The organism is Tenuibacillus multivorans, from assembly GCF_900103915.1.
Taxonomy (GTDB): Bacteria; Bacillota; Bacilli; order Bacillales; family Alkalibacillaceae; genus Tenuibacillus; species Tenuibacillus multivorans.
In genome coordinates this window covers 267331-282725 of sequence record NZ_FNIG01000003.1, presented here as the reverse complement: position 1 = coordinate 282725, position 15395 = coordinate 267331, and the positions used below count along the sequence as shown (strand labels likewise).

Annotated in this window: 16 protein-coding genes and 3 other annotated features (1 of these 19 running past the window's edge); of the genes, 14 read left to right on the top strand and 2 right to left on the bottom strand. The window is 38.8% G+C overall.

The window, feature by feature from the left end; all coding sequences use genetic code 11:
* Window positions 1-181: a binding site (T-box leader), on the top strand (it extends 46 nt beyond the left edge of the window).
* Window positions 182-231: 50 nt separating this feature from the next.
* The 8 genes from thrS (at window position 232) to BLP77_RS06335 (ending at window position 6276) form a co-directional block, all read left to right on the top strand.
* Window positions 232-2166: a threonine--tRNA ligase gene (thrS, locus tag BLP77_RS06370; protein ID WP_093856281.1), complete on the top strand. Its 1935-nt coding sequence runs from the start codon at window positions 232-234 to the stop codon at window positions 2164-2166.
* A 105-nt stretch (window positions 2167-2271) separates the two neighbouring features.
* Window positions 2272-2414 (top strand) — a sequence feature (ribosomal protein L20 leader region).
* A gap of 67 nt (window positions 2415-2481) precedes the next feature.
* Complete coding sequence (gene infC / locus BLP77_RS06365) at window positions 2482-2985, top strand: translation initiation factor IF-3 (RefSeq protein WP_093856280.1); 504 nt, start codon at window positions 2482-2484, stop codon at window positions 2983-2985.
* Between the two features lie 30 nt (window positions 2986-3015).
* Window positions 3016-3213: a 50S ribosomal protein L35 gene (gene rpmI / locus BLP77_RS06360; RefSeq protein ID WP_093856279.1), complete on the top strand. Its 198-nt coding sequence runs from the start codon at window positions 3016-3018 to the stop codon at window positions 3211-3213.
* 30 nt (window positions 3214-3243) lie between these two features.
* Complete coding sequence (gene rplT, locus BLP77_RS06355) at window positions 3244-3600, top strand: 50S ribosomal protein L20 (RefSeq protein WP_093856278.1); 357 nt, start codon at window positions 3244-3246, stop codon at window positions 3598-3600.
* A 92-nt stretch (window positions 3601-3692) separates the two neighbouring features.
* Window positions 3693-3947 (top strand): DUF1294 domain-containing protein, encoded by a 255-nt coding sequence (locus tag BLP77_RS06350; RefSeq protein ID WP_093856277.1) that lies wholly within the window; start codon window positions 3693-3695, stop codon window positions 3945-3947.
* 47 nt (window positions 3948-3994) lie between these two features.
* A complete protein-coding gene (locus BLP77_RS06345; RefSeq protein WP_093856276.1) occupies window positions 3995-4573 on the top strand; it encodes a TVP38/TMEM64 family protein in 579 nt (192 codons plus the stop codon).
* Window positions 4574-4629: 56 nt separating this feature from the next.
* Entirely contained in the window at window positions 4630-5118 is a 489-nt protein-coding gene (locus BLP77_RS06340) for a dUTP diphosphatase (RefSeq protein WP_245686817.1), read from the top strand.
* A 72-nt stretch (window positions 5119-5190) separates the two neighbouring features.
* Window positions 5191-6276 (top strand): M42 family metallopeptidase, encoded by a 1086-nt coding sequence (locus BLP77_RS06335; protein WP_093856275.1) that lies wholly within the window; start codon window positions 5191-5193, stop codon window positions 6274-6276.
* Window positions 6277-6468: 192 nt separating this feature from the next.
* Here BLP77_RS06335 and sspI read toward each other — a convergent pair whose 3' ends face one another.
* Complete coding sequence (sspI, locus tag BLP77_RS06330; protein ID WP_093856274.1) at window positions 6469-6681, bottom strand: small acid-soluble spore protein SspI; 213 nt, start codon at window positions 6679-6681, stop codon at window positions 6469-6471.
* Between the two features lie 96 nt (window positions 6682-6777).
* On the opposite strand from sspI, the gene BLP77_RS06325 reads away from it, so the two are divergent.
* The 3 genes from BLP77_RS06325 (at window position 6778) to pheT (ending at window position 11329) form a co-directional block, all read left to right on the top strand.
* Window positions 6778-7527, top strand: coding sequence for a TrmH family RNA methyltransferase (locus BLP77_RS06325; protein ID WP_245686816.1), 750 nt, complete (start codon window positions 6778-6780; stop codon window positions 7525-7527).
* Window positions 7528-7574: 47 nt separating this feature from the next.
* Window positions 7575-7808 (top strand) — a binding site (T-box leader).
* 43 nt (window positions 7809-7851) lie between these two features.
* Complete coding sequence (gene pheS, locus BLP77_RS06320) at window positions 7852-8886, top strand: phenylalanine--tRNA ligase subunit alpha (protein WP_093856272.1); 1035 nt, start codon at window positions 7852-7854, stop codon at window positions 8884-8886.
* A gap of 16 nt (window positions 8887-8902) precedes the next feature.
* A complete protein-coding gene (pheT, locus tag BLP77_RS06315; RefSeq protein ID WP_093856271.1) occupies window positions 8903-11329 on the top strand; it encodes a phenylalanine--tRNA ligase subunit beta in 2427 nt (808 codons plus the stop codon).
* Between the two features lie 441 nt (window positions 11330-11770).
* On the opposite strand, the gene rnhC is transcribed toward pheT, so the two are convergent.
* Complete coding sequence (gene rnhC / locus BLP77_RS06310) at window positions 11771-12676, bottom strand: ribonuclease HIII (protein ID WP_093856270.1); 906 nt, start codon at window positions 12674-12676, stop codon at window positions 11771-11773.
* A gap of 136 nt (window positions 12677-12812) precedes the next feature.
* Between rnhC and zapA the strand changes: the two genes are divergently transcribed.
* From zapA to polX, 3 genes are all read left to right on the top strand, one after another.
* Window positions 12813-13076, top strand: a complete 264-nt coding sequence (zapA, locus tag BLP77_RS06305) for a cell division protein ZapA (protein ID WP_093856269.1) — start codon at window positions 12813-12815, stop codon at window positions 13074-13076.
* A complete protein-coding gene (locus BLP77_RS06300; RefSeq protein ID WP_093856268.1) occupies window positions 13077-13616 on the top strand; it encodes a CvpA family protein in 540 nt (179 codons plus the stop codon).
* Window positions 13617-13678: 62 nt separating this feature from the next.
* The gene (gene polX, locus BLP77_RS06295) at window positions 13679-15394 is read left to right on the top strand and encodes a DNA polymerase/3'-5' exonuclease PolX (protein ID WP_093856267.1); all 1716 of its coding nucleotides are present in this window, start codon (window positions 13679-13681) and stop codon (window positions 15392-15394) included.
* Window position 15395: the final 1 nt, after the last annotated feature.

Genomic DNA, 15395 nt, shown 5'->3' with positions numbered 1-15395 from the left:
AGAAGAAAGCCTTGGCTGAGAGCTTTCAGGTACGACTGTTTGTTTACCACCTCGGAGCATTGATTGTGAAGCTCAAGTTGTTTGAGTTAGCAATTAACGTAACATCGGCGATAACGATGTCTGAAGTGCTGCTTAACAGCAGAAACTGGGTGGAACCACGGGTACAACACTCGTCCCTTTGATTAGGGATGAGTGTTTTTTTATTTTATTTAGAAAAAGGAGTGGAGCAAGATGGCTGAGATGGTACAGATTACGTTCCCAGACGGAAACGTGAAGGAGTTTCCAAAGGGTACGACGACTGAAGATATTGCGTCTTCGATTAGTTCAGGGCTGAAGAAACAAGCCTTAGCGGGTAAATATAACGATGAAATGGTTGATTTACGTACCCCATTAAACGAAGACGGTTCAATACAAATCATTACGTACCGAGATGAAGAAGGGCTTGATGTTCTTCGTCATTCAACGGCACACCTAATGGCACAAGCGATTAAACGTTTATATCCTAACGTTAAATTAGGTGTTGGTCCGGTGATTGAAAACGGATTTTACTACGATATTGATATGGATGAAACGATCACACCTGAAGATTTACCTAAAATTGAAAAGGAAATGAAAAAGATTGTAGATGAAGCTTTAGAAATTCGTCGTGTTGAAATATCACGTGACGAAGCAAAAGCACGCTACAAAGAAATTGGCGATGATTTAAAACTAGAATTAATCGACGATATACCAAATGGTCAACCGATTTCGATTTATGAACAAGGTGAATTTTTTGACCTTTGCCGCGGAGTACACGTTCCGCATACAGGTAAGATTAAAATGTTTAAACTATTGAATATTTCAGGTGCTTACTGGCGTGGCGACAGTGATAATCAAATGCTACAGCGCGTTTATGGTACAGCTTTTGAAAAGAATGGCCAGCTAGAAGAGCATTTACGCCTATTAGAAGAAGCGAAAGAGCGTGACCACCGTAAGTTAGGTAAGGAATTAGACATTTTTACGGTTTCGCAAAAAGTGGGACAAGGCCTTCCGCTATGGCTTCCTAAAGGGGCAACGATTCGTCGCACGATTGAGCGCTATATCGTTGATTTAGAAACTCGATTAGGTTATGACCATGTTTATACACCTGTTTTAGGAAGTGTTGATTTGTATAAAACAAGTGGCCATTGGGATCATTATCAAGATGATATGTTCCCTGAAATGGAAATGGATAATGAAGACTTAGTCCTTCGTCCGATGAACTGTCCGCATCATATGATGGTTTATAAAAATGAACTACACAGTTATCGTAACTTACCGGTTCGTATAGCTGAGTTAGGTCAAATGCATCGTTATGAAATGTCAGGGGCTTTAGCGGGTCTTCAGCGTGTGCGCGGTATGACATTAAATGATGCTCATATATTCGCAAGACCAGATCAACTAAAGGATGAGTTTATTCGTGTGGTTGAACTCATTCAAAATGTGTATCAGGATTTTGGAATTGATGATTACTATTTCCGCTTATCTTACCGTGATCCTGAAGATAAAGAAAAATATGTTGATAATGATGACATGTGGAATAAAGCTGAAGCTCTTCTAAAAGAAACAATGGAAGATATGGGTGTTGATTATGTTGAAGCAGATGGCGAAGCAGCGTTTTATGGACCAAAGCTTGATGTTCAAGTCAAAACAGCTTTAGGTAAAGATGAAACATTATCCACTGTTCAGTTAGACTTCCACTTACCAGAACGTTTTGATTTAACTTATATTGGTGAGGATGGTAAAGAACATCGCCCGGTTGTTATTCACCGTGGTGTTGTCTCAACAATGGAACGTTTTGTTGCCTTCTTAATTGAAGAATACAAAGGGGCATTTCCAACTTGGTTAGCACCGGTTCAAGCTAAAATTATTCCGGTGTCATTAGATGCCCATATGGATTATGCCAAACAAGTTGAAGATCGCCTGCGTCGTGAAGGATTCCGTGTCGAGTTAGACACACGCGATGAAAAACTGGGTTATAAAATCCGTGAATCACAGACGCAAAAGATTCCTTATTCTATCGTCCTTGGTGACCAAGAGATGAAGGATGAAGCGGTTAATATCCGTAAATATGGAGAAAAGGATAGCAAGACCATCAATATAGACGATTTCGTTCAACAACTGGTTGATGAAACCCACAAACGTTAGTTATAATAGAAAGCAGTCGCGCTTTAGCGTGGCTGCTTAATTTTTTCTTGACAAATGGTTGAAGAGACCTTTATACTGTTAAGAGTGAATTAAATAAGGTCATTGATAGACAAGTAGGAGCACCCGCTTCTCACCTGATCGACGCCGCTTGAGCAGTTGGCAGGTTATCATTTCTAACACATACGTTTAGTATGTTATTTGAGAGATAATAGTGTGGGTGCAGTCTGTACCGACACTTTTTTTATGTGAAACACTTGTCGAGAATGCCTTATTCTTTTAAGAATATTTTGGAGGTGTCTCACTATTAGCAAAGATATGAATGTTAATGAGAGCATTCGTGCCAAGGAGGTACGCCTCATTGACGTGAATGGCGAACAATTAGGAATCAAATCTCGTCAAGAAGCGTTAGAGATGGCTGAACGTGCTAATCTCGATTTAGTGTTGGTAGCGCCAAACGCTAAACCGCCCGTATGTCGAATTATGGACTACGGTAAATATCGCTTTGAACAACAGAAAAAGGAAAAAGAGCAACGTAAAAAGCAAAAAGTCATTAACATTAAAGAAGTACGTTTAACACCTGCTATTGAGGATCATGACTTTAATACGAAACTACGTAATGCTCATAAATTCCTTAAAAAAGGCGATAAGGTTAAAGTTAGCGTTCGATTCCGTGGCCGTGCGATTACGCATAAAGAATTAGGTCGTGAAGTCTTAGAGCGTTTTGCTAAAGAATGTGAAGAGTTAGGAACATTAGAAACGAAGCCTAAGATGGAAGGCCGTAACATGTTTATGATGCTTGCTCCAATGGCTGAGAAGTAAGCGTAACAATCTTTGAGGGAGGACTTTATTATGCCAAAAATGAAGACGCATAAAGGTGCACAAAAGCGTTTCAAGAAAACAGGAAGTGGAAAATTCAAGCGTTCTCACGCTTTTACAAGTCACTTATTTGCAAATAAAACCACTAAACAGAAGCGTAAACTAAGAAAGAGCGCAATGGTTTCTAAAGCTGATGAGGGTCGTTTAAGAAAACAAATGCCTAACAAATAAGACTAACGGAAGAATATAGGAGGGATTACAATGCCACGCGTTAAAGGTGGAACAGTTACACGTCAAAGACGTAAGCGTGTTTTAAAACTAGCAAAAGGTTATTACGGTTCGAAAAGAACGTTATTCAAAACAGCTAAACAACAAGTGATGAAATCTGGTCAATATGCATATCGTGACCGCAGACAGAAAAAACGTGATTTCCGTAAATTATGGATTTCTCGTATTAATGCGGCTGCACGTATGAATGACATTTCTTACAGTCGTCTAATGCACGGTTTAAAACTTGCTGGTGTTGAAATTAACCGCAAAATGTTAGCTGAATTAGCTGTTAGCGATGAAAAAGGTTTTGCTCAATTAGCTGACCAAGCAAAAGCAGCACTTAAATAATAATGGTAGAATACCCCTGAAGGGAGCAGTCCTTTCAGGGGTTTAGTTTTACCACATATAACTTACATAAAGAAGGAATAGAGGAGAAAGTTATGGCACTATTATATGGCATTCTCATGATGAGTTTTATTGGATTTATTTTAATGGGGATTGATAAACGAAAGGCTAGAAAAGAACAATGGCGTATACCTGAGAAAACATTATGGCTTTGGGCTATCATCGGTGGTGCACCAGGAATGTGGCCAGGTATGAAAGCTTTTCATCATAAAACAAAGCATAAAACGTTTAAATTTGGACTTCCTATTTTGACCATCATGTGGTTGCTTTTATTAATTTACTTGTCATAATAGCTCGTCTTATGTCATATAGTTTTATGGTAAAGGAGGGGCTTGCTATGGAAAATATATTAGTGTGGGTCCAAGATTCATTACAGACGACGAGCTATGCTGCACCTATGCTTTTTATCATTTTTCACATTATCCGTCCTTTCTTATTTGTTCCAGTTGCCTTTATTTGTATTACGGGTGGACTTATTTTTGGCTTAACCTTTGGTGCGATTTACTCCCTAATCGGTGTGACATTATCGAGTTTAATCTTTTACTTTTTTATCAAATTGATGCCGAAGCTTTTTGCGAGATTTCATCGGCTGCGTGAGAAGATGTTTGGTAAGCATAGTAGGTTATCCCTACCGCAAGTTATGTTGTTACGGATCACGCCATTTATCCATTTTCACCTCGTCTCCATTTGTATTATCGAAATGACACGGAATTTTAAAGATTATGCCAAGCTATCTGTTTTGTCCAATGTACCATTGGCTGTATTTTACACCTCCTTTGGGCAGTGGTTTCAATCATTAAGGTGGGAGTACATTTTGATTTTACTCGGATTTATTTTAATCATGTTTTATTTATTAAGAAAAAAGGAAATTGTAATGAAGTGGGAGGATTTTTTCGAACCCGATCTCCAAAAATAGTGGTTCACACGTATTCTTTAAAACGTGTATACTACTTATTATGGAGGTCTTTATTTATGATGGATTGGGACAAGCTATATGCGCTACAAAGGCAATTAGATGATGAGATTATGGATCGCATTCCAAAGACCAGAGATGAGGTTTTAGATGATAAAATATTGGCATTAATAGTGGAAGTAAGCGAATTAGCCAATGAAACACGATGTTTTAAATATTGGAGTCAAAAAGGCCCTAATAATCAATCGGATATATTAGAAGAGTATGTTGATGGTATTCATTTTTTACTATCTTTAGGCATTGATCTTGGATTTAAATATCATCATCGTGATCATGAAGTGTCAGCCCCCAGCATAACAGCGTATTTTCATAAAATTTATGAAGGTATCAATAGTTTTAAACAAAACCCTAGTCAAGAACACTATCTTCAATTGTGGCTCACATATTTAAGTTTAGGTATGCAATTAGGTTTTTCTGAACAAGATATATACGATGCTTACTTAAATAAAAATAAAGTCAACCACGAACGTCAACAATCTGGTTATTAGTTTTGTGAAATGTTTGAAAAACTATTATAATGAAGTGAGCGAATCATTATATTACGAAATAGGAGGAAAAGCATGGCAAAACTTGATGAAACTCTCACAATGTTAAAAGACTTAACAGATGCTAAAGGGATTCCGGGAAACGAAAAAGAGCCGCGTGAAGTGATGCAAAAATACATAGCTCCTTATGCGGATGACGTCACAACGGATCATTTAGGCAGTTTAATCGCGAAGAAATCGGGTGACGAGAATGGCCCTAAAGTTATGGTGGCAGGTCACTTAGACGAAATTGGATTTATGGTAACAAGAATTGATGATGATGGTTTCGTCTTCTTCCAAACCGTTGGCGGTTGGTGGAACCAAGTCATGTTAGCACAACGTGTCACAATCATGACACGAGATGGTGACGTGACTGGTGTAATTGGTTCTAAGCCTCCACATATTTTATCAGCTGATGAACGTAAGAAACCGGTAGAAATAAAAGACATGTTTATTGATATTGGTGCTTCAAATAAGGAGGAAGCTGAGGAATTCGGTGTTCGTCCTGGGGATTCAATTGTTCCTTATTTTGAATTTACACCATTGAAAAATGATAAGGTTATGCTTGCTAAAGCCTGGGATAACCGCATTGGTTGTGCGATTGCAATTGAGGTATTAAAACGATTGAAAAATGAACAGCACCCAAACACCGTGTACGGGGTAGGTACAGTCCAAGAAGAAATTGGATTACGAGGTGCACGTACGTCAACTCACGCTATTAAACCTGATATTGGATTTGCTGTAGACGTAGGGATTGCAGGTGATATGCCAGGCGTATCTGATAAAGATGCATCAAGTGAAATGGGTAAAGGTCCTCAGATTGTTCTTTACGATGCTTCCATGGTCTCTCATAAAGGTGTACGCGATTTAGTTATTGGTACAGCTGAAGAGAACGAAATTCCATTCCAGTATGAAGCAATGCCTGGTGGTGGAACTGATTCTGGACAAATTCATTTAACTGGTGAAGGTGTCCCATCATTATCTATTACGGTTGCCACACGCTATATTCACTCGCATGCCGCGATGCTACACCGTGACGATTTTGAAAATACTGTTGATCTACTTGTTAAAGTGATTCAAAAGCTAGATCGTGAAACAGTTAATAACATAACATTTAATTAATTTAAAAACTCTCGCTGCACATCCAGCGAGAGTTTTTGTTGAGTTATGTCTAGCGCAAGCCACCCAACCACTGGGTGACTTCCCGAACGATCCTACGATAAGTCAACATCGACTCGTCACCTCGTCGTGTTTCCTTTATCTCAGCTCATTCGGTCCAGTCACTGCGTGCCTAAACGGGCGCTTGCGCTTTTCTTATAGTTTATTGGCCTCTTGTTCTAATAAATTTAACATACTATCTTTATCATCCTCACTAGCGCCCTCCCAAATCATTTCAAAGAGAACACCAAGGCCGGGTAACATCTTTTCTTCTCCACTTTGAATCGCATCCACAATCGTCGCTTGTAATTCCTCATCATTATTTCCTGCGATATTATTTTTGATGGCTTTTCTTAAATTAAGATCCATTTATTCACCTCATTTTGTTATCCATTTTTATGAGTAGTTTGACCAAACTGATTTAAACTATGTATCATGGTATAAAAAGTATTTTAGGAGAACATGATGATTGAATCTAAACAAAATAAACGCGTTAAACAATGGAAAAAATTACATCGAAAAAAATACCGTGACCAAACTGAAGCCTTTTTAATTGAAGGCTGGCATTTAGTTGAAGAGGCTATCAAAAGTGATTGGACCATCCAAACCTTGATTATGGTTGAGGACCGCGAACGACCAGAAGTATGGTCACATATGGATACTATATATGTATCCCAAGATGTATTTAAAGAGCTATCGCAAACTGAGACACCTCAGGGTATAATGGCAGTCGTCAGGCAAAATAAATTGGAATTTAAGCCAAAATATAATAAAATACTTTTGGTTGATGCTGTTCAGGATCCTGGCAATATCGGCACCATGATTCGAAGCGCTTTAGCCTTTGATATTGATGTTATCGTTCTCGGAAAGGGATCTGTTGATTTATATCATGATAAAGTGATTCGAGCAACACAAGGCGCTATGTTTCATATACCGATCATACAGGATGATTTGGAGCTCTGGATTAACTACTGTCAACAAAATGAGATAATGGTTTACGGAACCGCATTAGATAAGGGAGCCAAATCGTTGAATCAAGTTGATATCCAAGATAAGTTTGCTGTTATGGTTGGTAATGAAGGGCATGGCGTAAGCTCTGATTATTTAGAAAAAGCGGATGAAACAGTATATATCCCTATTCATGAACAAAGTGAGTCGCTTAATGTAGGGGTAGCGACCAGTATCGTTTTATATCATTTTTCCCTTCTGACTTGATAAATGTAAGAATGTTTTCTATAATACATTTCAGAAACAATTGAATCGGAAAAGCTATGAATGAGCTAAGTAAGCTTTTCAGCACATCGATTAACAGGGAAGGATTGCCTTGGACTGTAAGCATCCTAGTCGATTGAAAGGTTGAATTTCACTCAGGAGCTGGCGCTCGGATCGTTTGACGTAAAGGCGTCCCGGCAATTCGTCCGTTATCGAAATGAAGTGGATAGCCGCTTACGGTTATCAATTAGGGTGGTAACACGGAAATACAACTCGTCCCTTGTTTTAGGGAGGAGTTTTTTATTTGTTAAAAAGGAGGAAGTCAAAGTGAAGGAACGTCTAAAAGAAATTAAGCAGGAGGCGTTGGATCGAATTCAATCGGCTGCTGATGAACAATCTTTACAAGATGTTCGCGTTTATTTTTTAGGTAAAAAAGGTCAGATCACAGAAGTCTTAAAGGGCATGGGGAAACTTTCTAAAGAAGAGCGCCCTGTGATCGGTCAATTAGCTAATGAAGTACGCGATGAGATTACTGAAGCGTTAGAAAGTAAAAAGGCGAAGCTAGAGCAGGTCGCTTTAGAACAACAACTGCAGGAAGAATCCGTCGATGTTACGCTACCTGGCCGTCCTGTCAATATGGGTGGTCCGCATTTGTTACGAAAAGTGATTCGTGATATTGAGGATCTTTTCACAAGTATGGGCTATGAAGTGGCTGAAGGGCCAGAGGTCGAAACGGATTTTTATAATTTTGAATCATTAAACTTACCTAAGCATCATCCGGCGCGTGATATGCAGGATTCGTTCTTTATTACTGATGAATTATTAATGCGCACGCAGACTTCACCCGTTCAGGCGAGAACGTTAAGAAAGCATGATGGCCAAGGACCGGTTAAAATCATTTGTCCCGGAAAAGTTTATCGCCGTGATACGGACGATGCGACACACTCACACCAATTTACACAGATTGAGGGCTTATACGTCGATGAAAATATTCGTATGAGTGATTTAAAAGGAACGTTAAATGTATTTGCAAAACATATTTTTGGCGAAGACCGTAGCATTCGTTTACGACCTAGTTTCTTCCCGTTTACAGAACCTTCTGTAGAGATGGATATTTCCTGTAAGATTTGTGGAGGAGAAGGTTGTTCCGTTTGTAAGGGATCAGGCTGGATTGAGATTTTAGGTGCGGGCATGGTTCATCCAAACGTTTTAGAAATGGCTGGCTTTGATTCCGAAAAATATACTGGATTTGCTTTTGGTATGGGGCCTGAACGAATAGCTATGTTGAAGTATGGTGTAGAAGATATCCGTCATTTCTATACGAATGATATTAGATTCTTAAAGCAGTTTCATGGCGTGTAAGGGAGGAGCGTAGAAAATGTTAGTATCTCGAAAATGGTTAGAGCAATATGTTAATCTAGATGGAATTGATACCCAAGATTTAGCCGAAGACATCACCAAAAGCGGTTTAGAGGTTGAGGAAGTTGTCGGACCTCAATTAGATGACGAAAATTTGGTTGTCGGTTATGTTGAAAAGTGTGAACAACATCCGAATGCAGATAAATTAAGCCTATGTCAGGTTGATGTTGGAGAGGAAGAGTTATCCCAGATCGCCTGTGGTGCCCCTAATGTTGCGGAAGGTCAATATGTCGTTGTGGCAAAACCAGGTACTCGTTTACCAGGCGGATTAAAAATTAAAAAAGCTAAGCTCCGTGGTGAAGCTTCTGAGGGTATGATTTGTTCACTACAGGAGCTCGGAATTGAAGACAAATTTGTTAAAGATGAATTTAAAGACGGTATTTATGTCTTTCAGGACGACGTTACAGTCGGCGAGCCGGCATGTCCGCTTCTAAATTTAGACGATGAGATTATTGAGATTGAATTAACGGCTAACCGTTCTGATTGCTTAAGTATGATTGGTGTGGCTTATGAAGTAGCGGCTGTATATGATAAGGATATCGAACTTCCAGAACCAACTGTCTTAATGGATCAAGAACCTTCAAGTGATTATATTTCGGTTCACATTGATAATGAAACAGCGAACCCTTATTACGGCGCGTGGATGGTTAAAGATATAACTATCAAGCCATCACCGTTATGGTTACAAAATCGTTTAATCAGTGCAGGTATTCGTCCGATTAATAATGTCGTCGATGTCACGAACTACATTTTATTAGAGTATGGTCAACCACTCCACGCCTTTGATTACGAACGTTTTGACTCAAAAGAAGTGGTAACACGATTGGCTAAAGAAGGCGAAACCATTAAAACGTTAGACGGCGAAGAACGCACCTTATCATCCGATCAACTTGTGATTACAAACGGAAAAGAAGCACACGCAATTGCGGGTGTTATGGGTGGCGAGGAATCAGAAGTACAAGATGATACAAAGACAGTTTTACTCGAAGCGGCTTATTTTAAACCGCAAGTCGTTCGTAAAGCTTCTAAAGATCACGGGATTCGTAGTGAAGCCAGTTCCCGATATGAAAAAGGAATTGATATAACACGCGTTAAAGAAGCAGCCACTCGTGCGGTTCAATTATTATCGGAACTGGGTAATGGAAAAGTACTAGGTGAAATAGTCGAAGAAGGTTCTACAGATTGGGATCCTGCAGTAGTGACTTTTACTAAAAATGAAATTAATGATCGAATCGGTGCTGACATTTCACTTGATGAGATGGTTCAAATTATTGAGCGTCTACGTTTTGACTATGAAGTAGATGGTGATACGGTCAAAGTGATTGCCCCAGCTCGACGTCAAGATATTGCGATTAAGGAAGATATGGTAGAGGAAATTGCAAGACTCTTTGGCTATGACAACATTCCATATACATTACCGCAGGGTGTAATGGATAAAGGTGGATTAACGACGCGTCAAAACCTGATTCGAGAAGTCCATCGTTACATGCAGAAGGCTGGTTTGAACGAATCACTAACGTATTCATTAACAAAAGAAGAATGGGCAACGAAATTTGTTAGCCCTGAGATTCAAAATTTAGTGGTTTCACCAGTTGCCTTAAAAATGCCAATGACAGACTTACACAGCCACTTGCGATTAAGTGCTATTCCTGAGCTGTTATCTAGTGTTCAGTATAACGTGGCTCGTAATCAATATAATGTAGCTTTATATGAAGTAGGATCGATTTATTTACAAAAGCAGCCTGAGGTTCAACCAGAACAAAACCTTCGTTTATCGGCTGCTGTTACTGGACTTTGGGAATCCCATCCTTGGCAAGGTGAAAAGAAACCTATTGACTTCTTTGTGATTAAGGGTGCTTTAGAAGGGTTTTTTGATCATTTACTTGAAGATGAGGTGACCTTTGAAAAAGCCGAACTGGATGGTCTTCACCCTGGACGTACAGCGGTTATGAAGTTAAAAGATGATGTGATTGGTTTCGTTGGTCAAGTACATCCAGCTGTTCAAAAAGATTATGATCTACAAGAGACATATATTTTTGATTTAAACCTAGATAAAGTGTTCGACCAAGCGGCATACAGTGAAAATTATCGACCGATCACTAAATATCCAGCTATTGCACAAGACTTAGCCTTTGTTGTAGATCGTGATTTACCAGCCAAACAATTGGAGGATGCTATATTACAACAAGGCCAGCCTCATTTAGAATCTGTTCAAGTGTTTGATGTGTATCAAGGCGAACACATGGAAGAAGGTAAGAAGTCGATCGCCTTTAGCCTATTATTCCAAAATGATGAGCGCACATTAAAGGATGAGGAAATTGAAGAAGCACGCAAGCAAATTGTGACCCATCTTGAAAGTCATTATCAAGCTGTTTTACGCGGATAGTTGTAAAAGATGATTCATAAAAATATAGAAAAGCTATGAATAAGCCAGCTGTGATTCCTCAGCTGGCTTATTTACTTTTTTAATTAGGGAACTAGCGTCTCTTAATGGGCATTTAGTCATTGTATTGGGGAATCAGAAGCATTCATTGGGCACTCATACCGCTTCAATGGGGAATAAAAGGAGTTTAATGGGGAATCACACTGTTTCAATGGGGAATAAAAGGTATTCAATGGGGATTCATACTGCTCCAATGGGGAATCACGGATCTCATTAGGGATTCAGGTGCTTCCATTTGGGAAAAACATTCACTAGCGCCGATGCTTGGTCATGAATTAAAAAAGCATCCCCACCTCAAATGAGAATGCCTTAATTTTAAGCCTGCCTACTTCAGTATTTCTAGTCTACTTGGGTCAAAGTAGATTGGATTCGGGTTTTAGCTGTTCACAACGCTTTTTTCGTATTAGCAAAATGAACCTTGGCAATCTTGTCTAAAAGTGCTTGTCCACGTGAATTGACTATTCGTTTAATTTGCTGATCGACAACTTTTGAAGCACCTTTTTGTAAATCGAAGCCGACAACTTTTGATAGCTTTTCCATCTCTTGAACAAATCGATATCTGGCAATCATGGAGGCAGCAGCGACTGATGTTGAGTAGCTTTCAGCCTTCGTCATAAATGATAAATCACGGCGTGGCTTATCACCTGTTGCCTGGACATGGTTATAAAAAATGTCCGGTTTGCAAAATTGATCGACTAATATTCCGCTAGGCTTTACACCATCCTCTAATTTACCTAAAACATTTTGAATGGCGTGATGGTGCATCCATGCTTTCATACGCCCCTGTGACCATCCGCGCCGTTGTAGCTGATTATACTTCTCATTGTTTAAGGTTAAGGAGCTGTACACCATATCGGTTTGTAACATATCATTAACAATTTTCTTTATTGTTTCATCATTCATTGATTTGGAGTCTTTAACGCCTAACTCTTTAAGTAAGGCTTGCTGTCGTGCTGTCACAAAAACAGCGGCAACCGTAATCGGACCAAAATAATCGCCTGTGCCTGCTTCATCAGAGCCAATATGGTCTTTCTTTAAAAAGTCAGGCATATTTTGATGATTCGATTTTTGTTTAGGTTGGTCTGCACCATCAGACCATTTAGCTGCTTCTTCGGCATGCGTGCTTCCTTGAAACAATACCTTTCCTGATTCATAAATGGTAATGGCGCAGCCGTTTGTCTTAGCAGCTAGTATAGAATAAGGAGGTTTTTTTGAGGAGCTATAAGGTTTATAGTGTTCCACAACTTTTTTTAATTCTTGTTTTTTTAATTTGATAACGCTTTGACCCATAAATAATCCCCTTTATCGGTTTTAGCATTAGTATATCATGCCGATGAAAACTATGAATCCATCATAATCTACTTTCCTAAACATGTAAAAACGTGTTACTATATGGATTAGAAATGTATTTTGGGGAGGACTCGCGATGCCAGAGTCAGATAAAAATAGAATTACGGTCGAAATTAGTAATCGTAAATTTACTGTAGTCGGTGAAGAATCCGCTGAACATATAAAAATGGTAGCTAGTCTCGTCGATCAAAAAATGGACGAGCTTCGCTATGCCAAGCCAACTTTAGATACGTCCCAACTTGCTGTTCTTACAGCATTAAATACAATGAGTGATTATTTAAAGTTGAAAGAAGAACACAATGCACTTGTACAGAAGGAAAGGAAAGAGGATCGAAAATAAATGGTTAGCTTACTGATACTTATACTACTCATATTAGGATTTTTACTAGGTTTGAAACGAGGTTTTATTTTACAGGTTCTACACCTGACCGGATTTATCATTGCTTTTTTAATCGCACTTATTTATTTTAAAGAGCTTGCAGCCAAATTAGAGCTTTGGATACCATATCCTGATATTGCCGAGGAACATTTTTGGGGTTCCGTTTTTAACTCAGGATTTTTAGAAGGGGCATTTTATCACGGCATAGCCTTTTTCGTGATATTCTTTGTCGTTAAAATCATTATGCAAATCGTCGCTAATTTACTAGACTTTGTCGCGCATTTACCTGTATTACATAGTGTTAATAATTTATTAGGCGCCGTACTTGGCTTTATTGAAATGTACTTTATCATATTCGTATTTTTATTTTTCGCATCGTTGATTCCTGTAGATTTTATTCAAGAACAATTAAATGATTCATCTTTAGCAAGCTTTATCATCGAAATGACACCGATTTTTTCTGAACAATTAAAAGAAAAATGGTTTACGGAATTACAATAATCAAGGGGGAGGTTAACTCATAAGAGTCAACCTCTTTTCTTTGAGTAAAGGTGGTTTTCTAAATGGATAAAAAGCAGGTCATTAAACACTTAGAAACAATTTCAACTTATTTGGAGTTAAAAGGAGAAAATGCGTTTAAAATATCTGCCTATCGTAAGGCAGCGCAGGCATTAGAACGAGATGACAGGTCTCTTGGTGAAATAGATGACGTCGGGGCCCTAAACGGTATAGGGAAAGGAACGAAAGCCATTATTGAGGAGTTTATCGCAAATGGTGAGACAGAAACATTGAAAACATTGGCTGAAGAGGTTCCACAAGGACTCATTCCACTATTAAAAATTCAAGGTCTCGGTGGTAAAAAGCTCGCGCGACTTTATCAAGAAATTGGTGTCATAGATGAGGCTACATTAAGAAAAGCGTGTGAAAATGGTGAGGTAGAGGCGCTTAGTGGGTTTGGTAAAAAGTCAGTCGAAAAAATCGTAAAGGCATTAGACGATGCCAATACAAGACCAGAAAGGTTGCCCGTTTCCTATGTGATCCCAATCAAAGAAGAAATCGAAGCGCATTTACGTCCTATTTCAGACATTTTGGACTTTTCGGTTGCTGGAAGTCTTAGGCGGTTAAATGAAACAGTTAAAGATATTGATTTTATTGTCGCGACTACTAAACCTGAAGTAGTGGCCGACCAACTCGTTCAGCTATCGATGGTAAAAGAAGTCGTATCAAAAGGTATGACGAAAGTAACCGTTATCGTAGAAGGTGAATGGGATATATCCGTTGACTTTCGTTTAATTGATCCGGAACATTTTGTGACGACTCTTCACCATTTTACAGGTTCAAAGGATCACAATGTTGAAATGCGGCGTTTAGCTAAAGACAAGGGTTTAAAAATAAGTGAATACGGAATTGAGCATAGTGAAACAGGTGAAAATCATACGTTTCAATCTGAAGAGCAGTTTTTTAACTTTTTGGATTTACCTTATTTACCACCAGAAGTACGTGAGTCAGGTGAGGAAGTTTCACTAAATGAGTTACCGGAACTCGTCAATCTAAACCATATACGTGGTGACTTACACATGCACACGACCTGGAGTGATGGTGCTCAATCCATCGATGAGATGATTGAGAAAGCATTAGAAAAAGGCTATGAGTTCATCGCTATTACAGATCACTCGAAATTTTTACGTGTGGCGAATGGGCTGAATGAAAAACGCTTACGTGAACAACGCCAAAAAATACAGGAGTGGAATGAAAAATATCCAGACATTACCGTCCTCTCTGGTGTTGAAATGGATATTTTACCGAATGGTGATTTAGATTTTGATGACGATTTTTTAAAAGAGATGGATTTTGTTATTGCATCCATCCACTCAAGCTTTAATCAATCTGAAGAACAAATAATGAAACGGCTAAAAAATGCTTTAGAATGCCCTTATGTTGACATGATTGCTCATCCGACGGGCCGCTTAATTGGAAAACGTTCAGGTTATCCAGTAAACTATGAACAGTTCATTGAATTAGCGGTACAAAACGATACGATTATTGAGCTCAATGCTAACCCTAACCGCTTAGATTTAGCTTGGAAGTGGCTCCAGGTCGCTCAGGAGCAAGGAGCAAAAATTGCAATTAATACAGATGCGCATAATTATAACATGTTAGATGATATGAAAATAGGCGTTCAGGCTGCTAGAAAAGGGTTTATTGAAAAAGATACGATCGTCAATACTTGGGGGATAGAGGATTTACTTCGTTTTTTGAAACAGAAAAAAGGTGATTAAA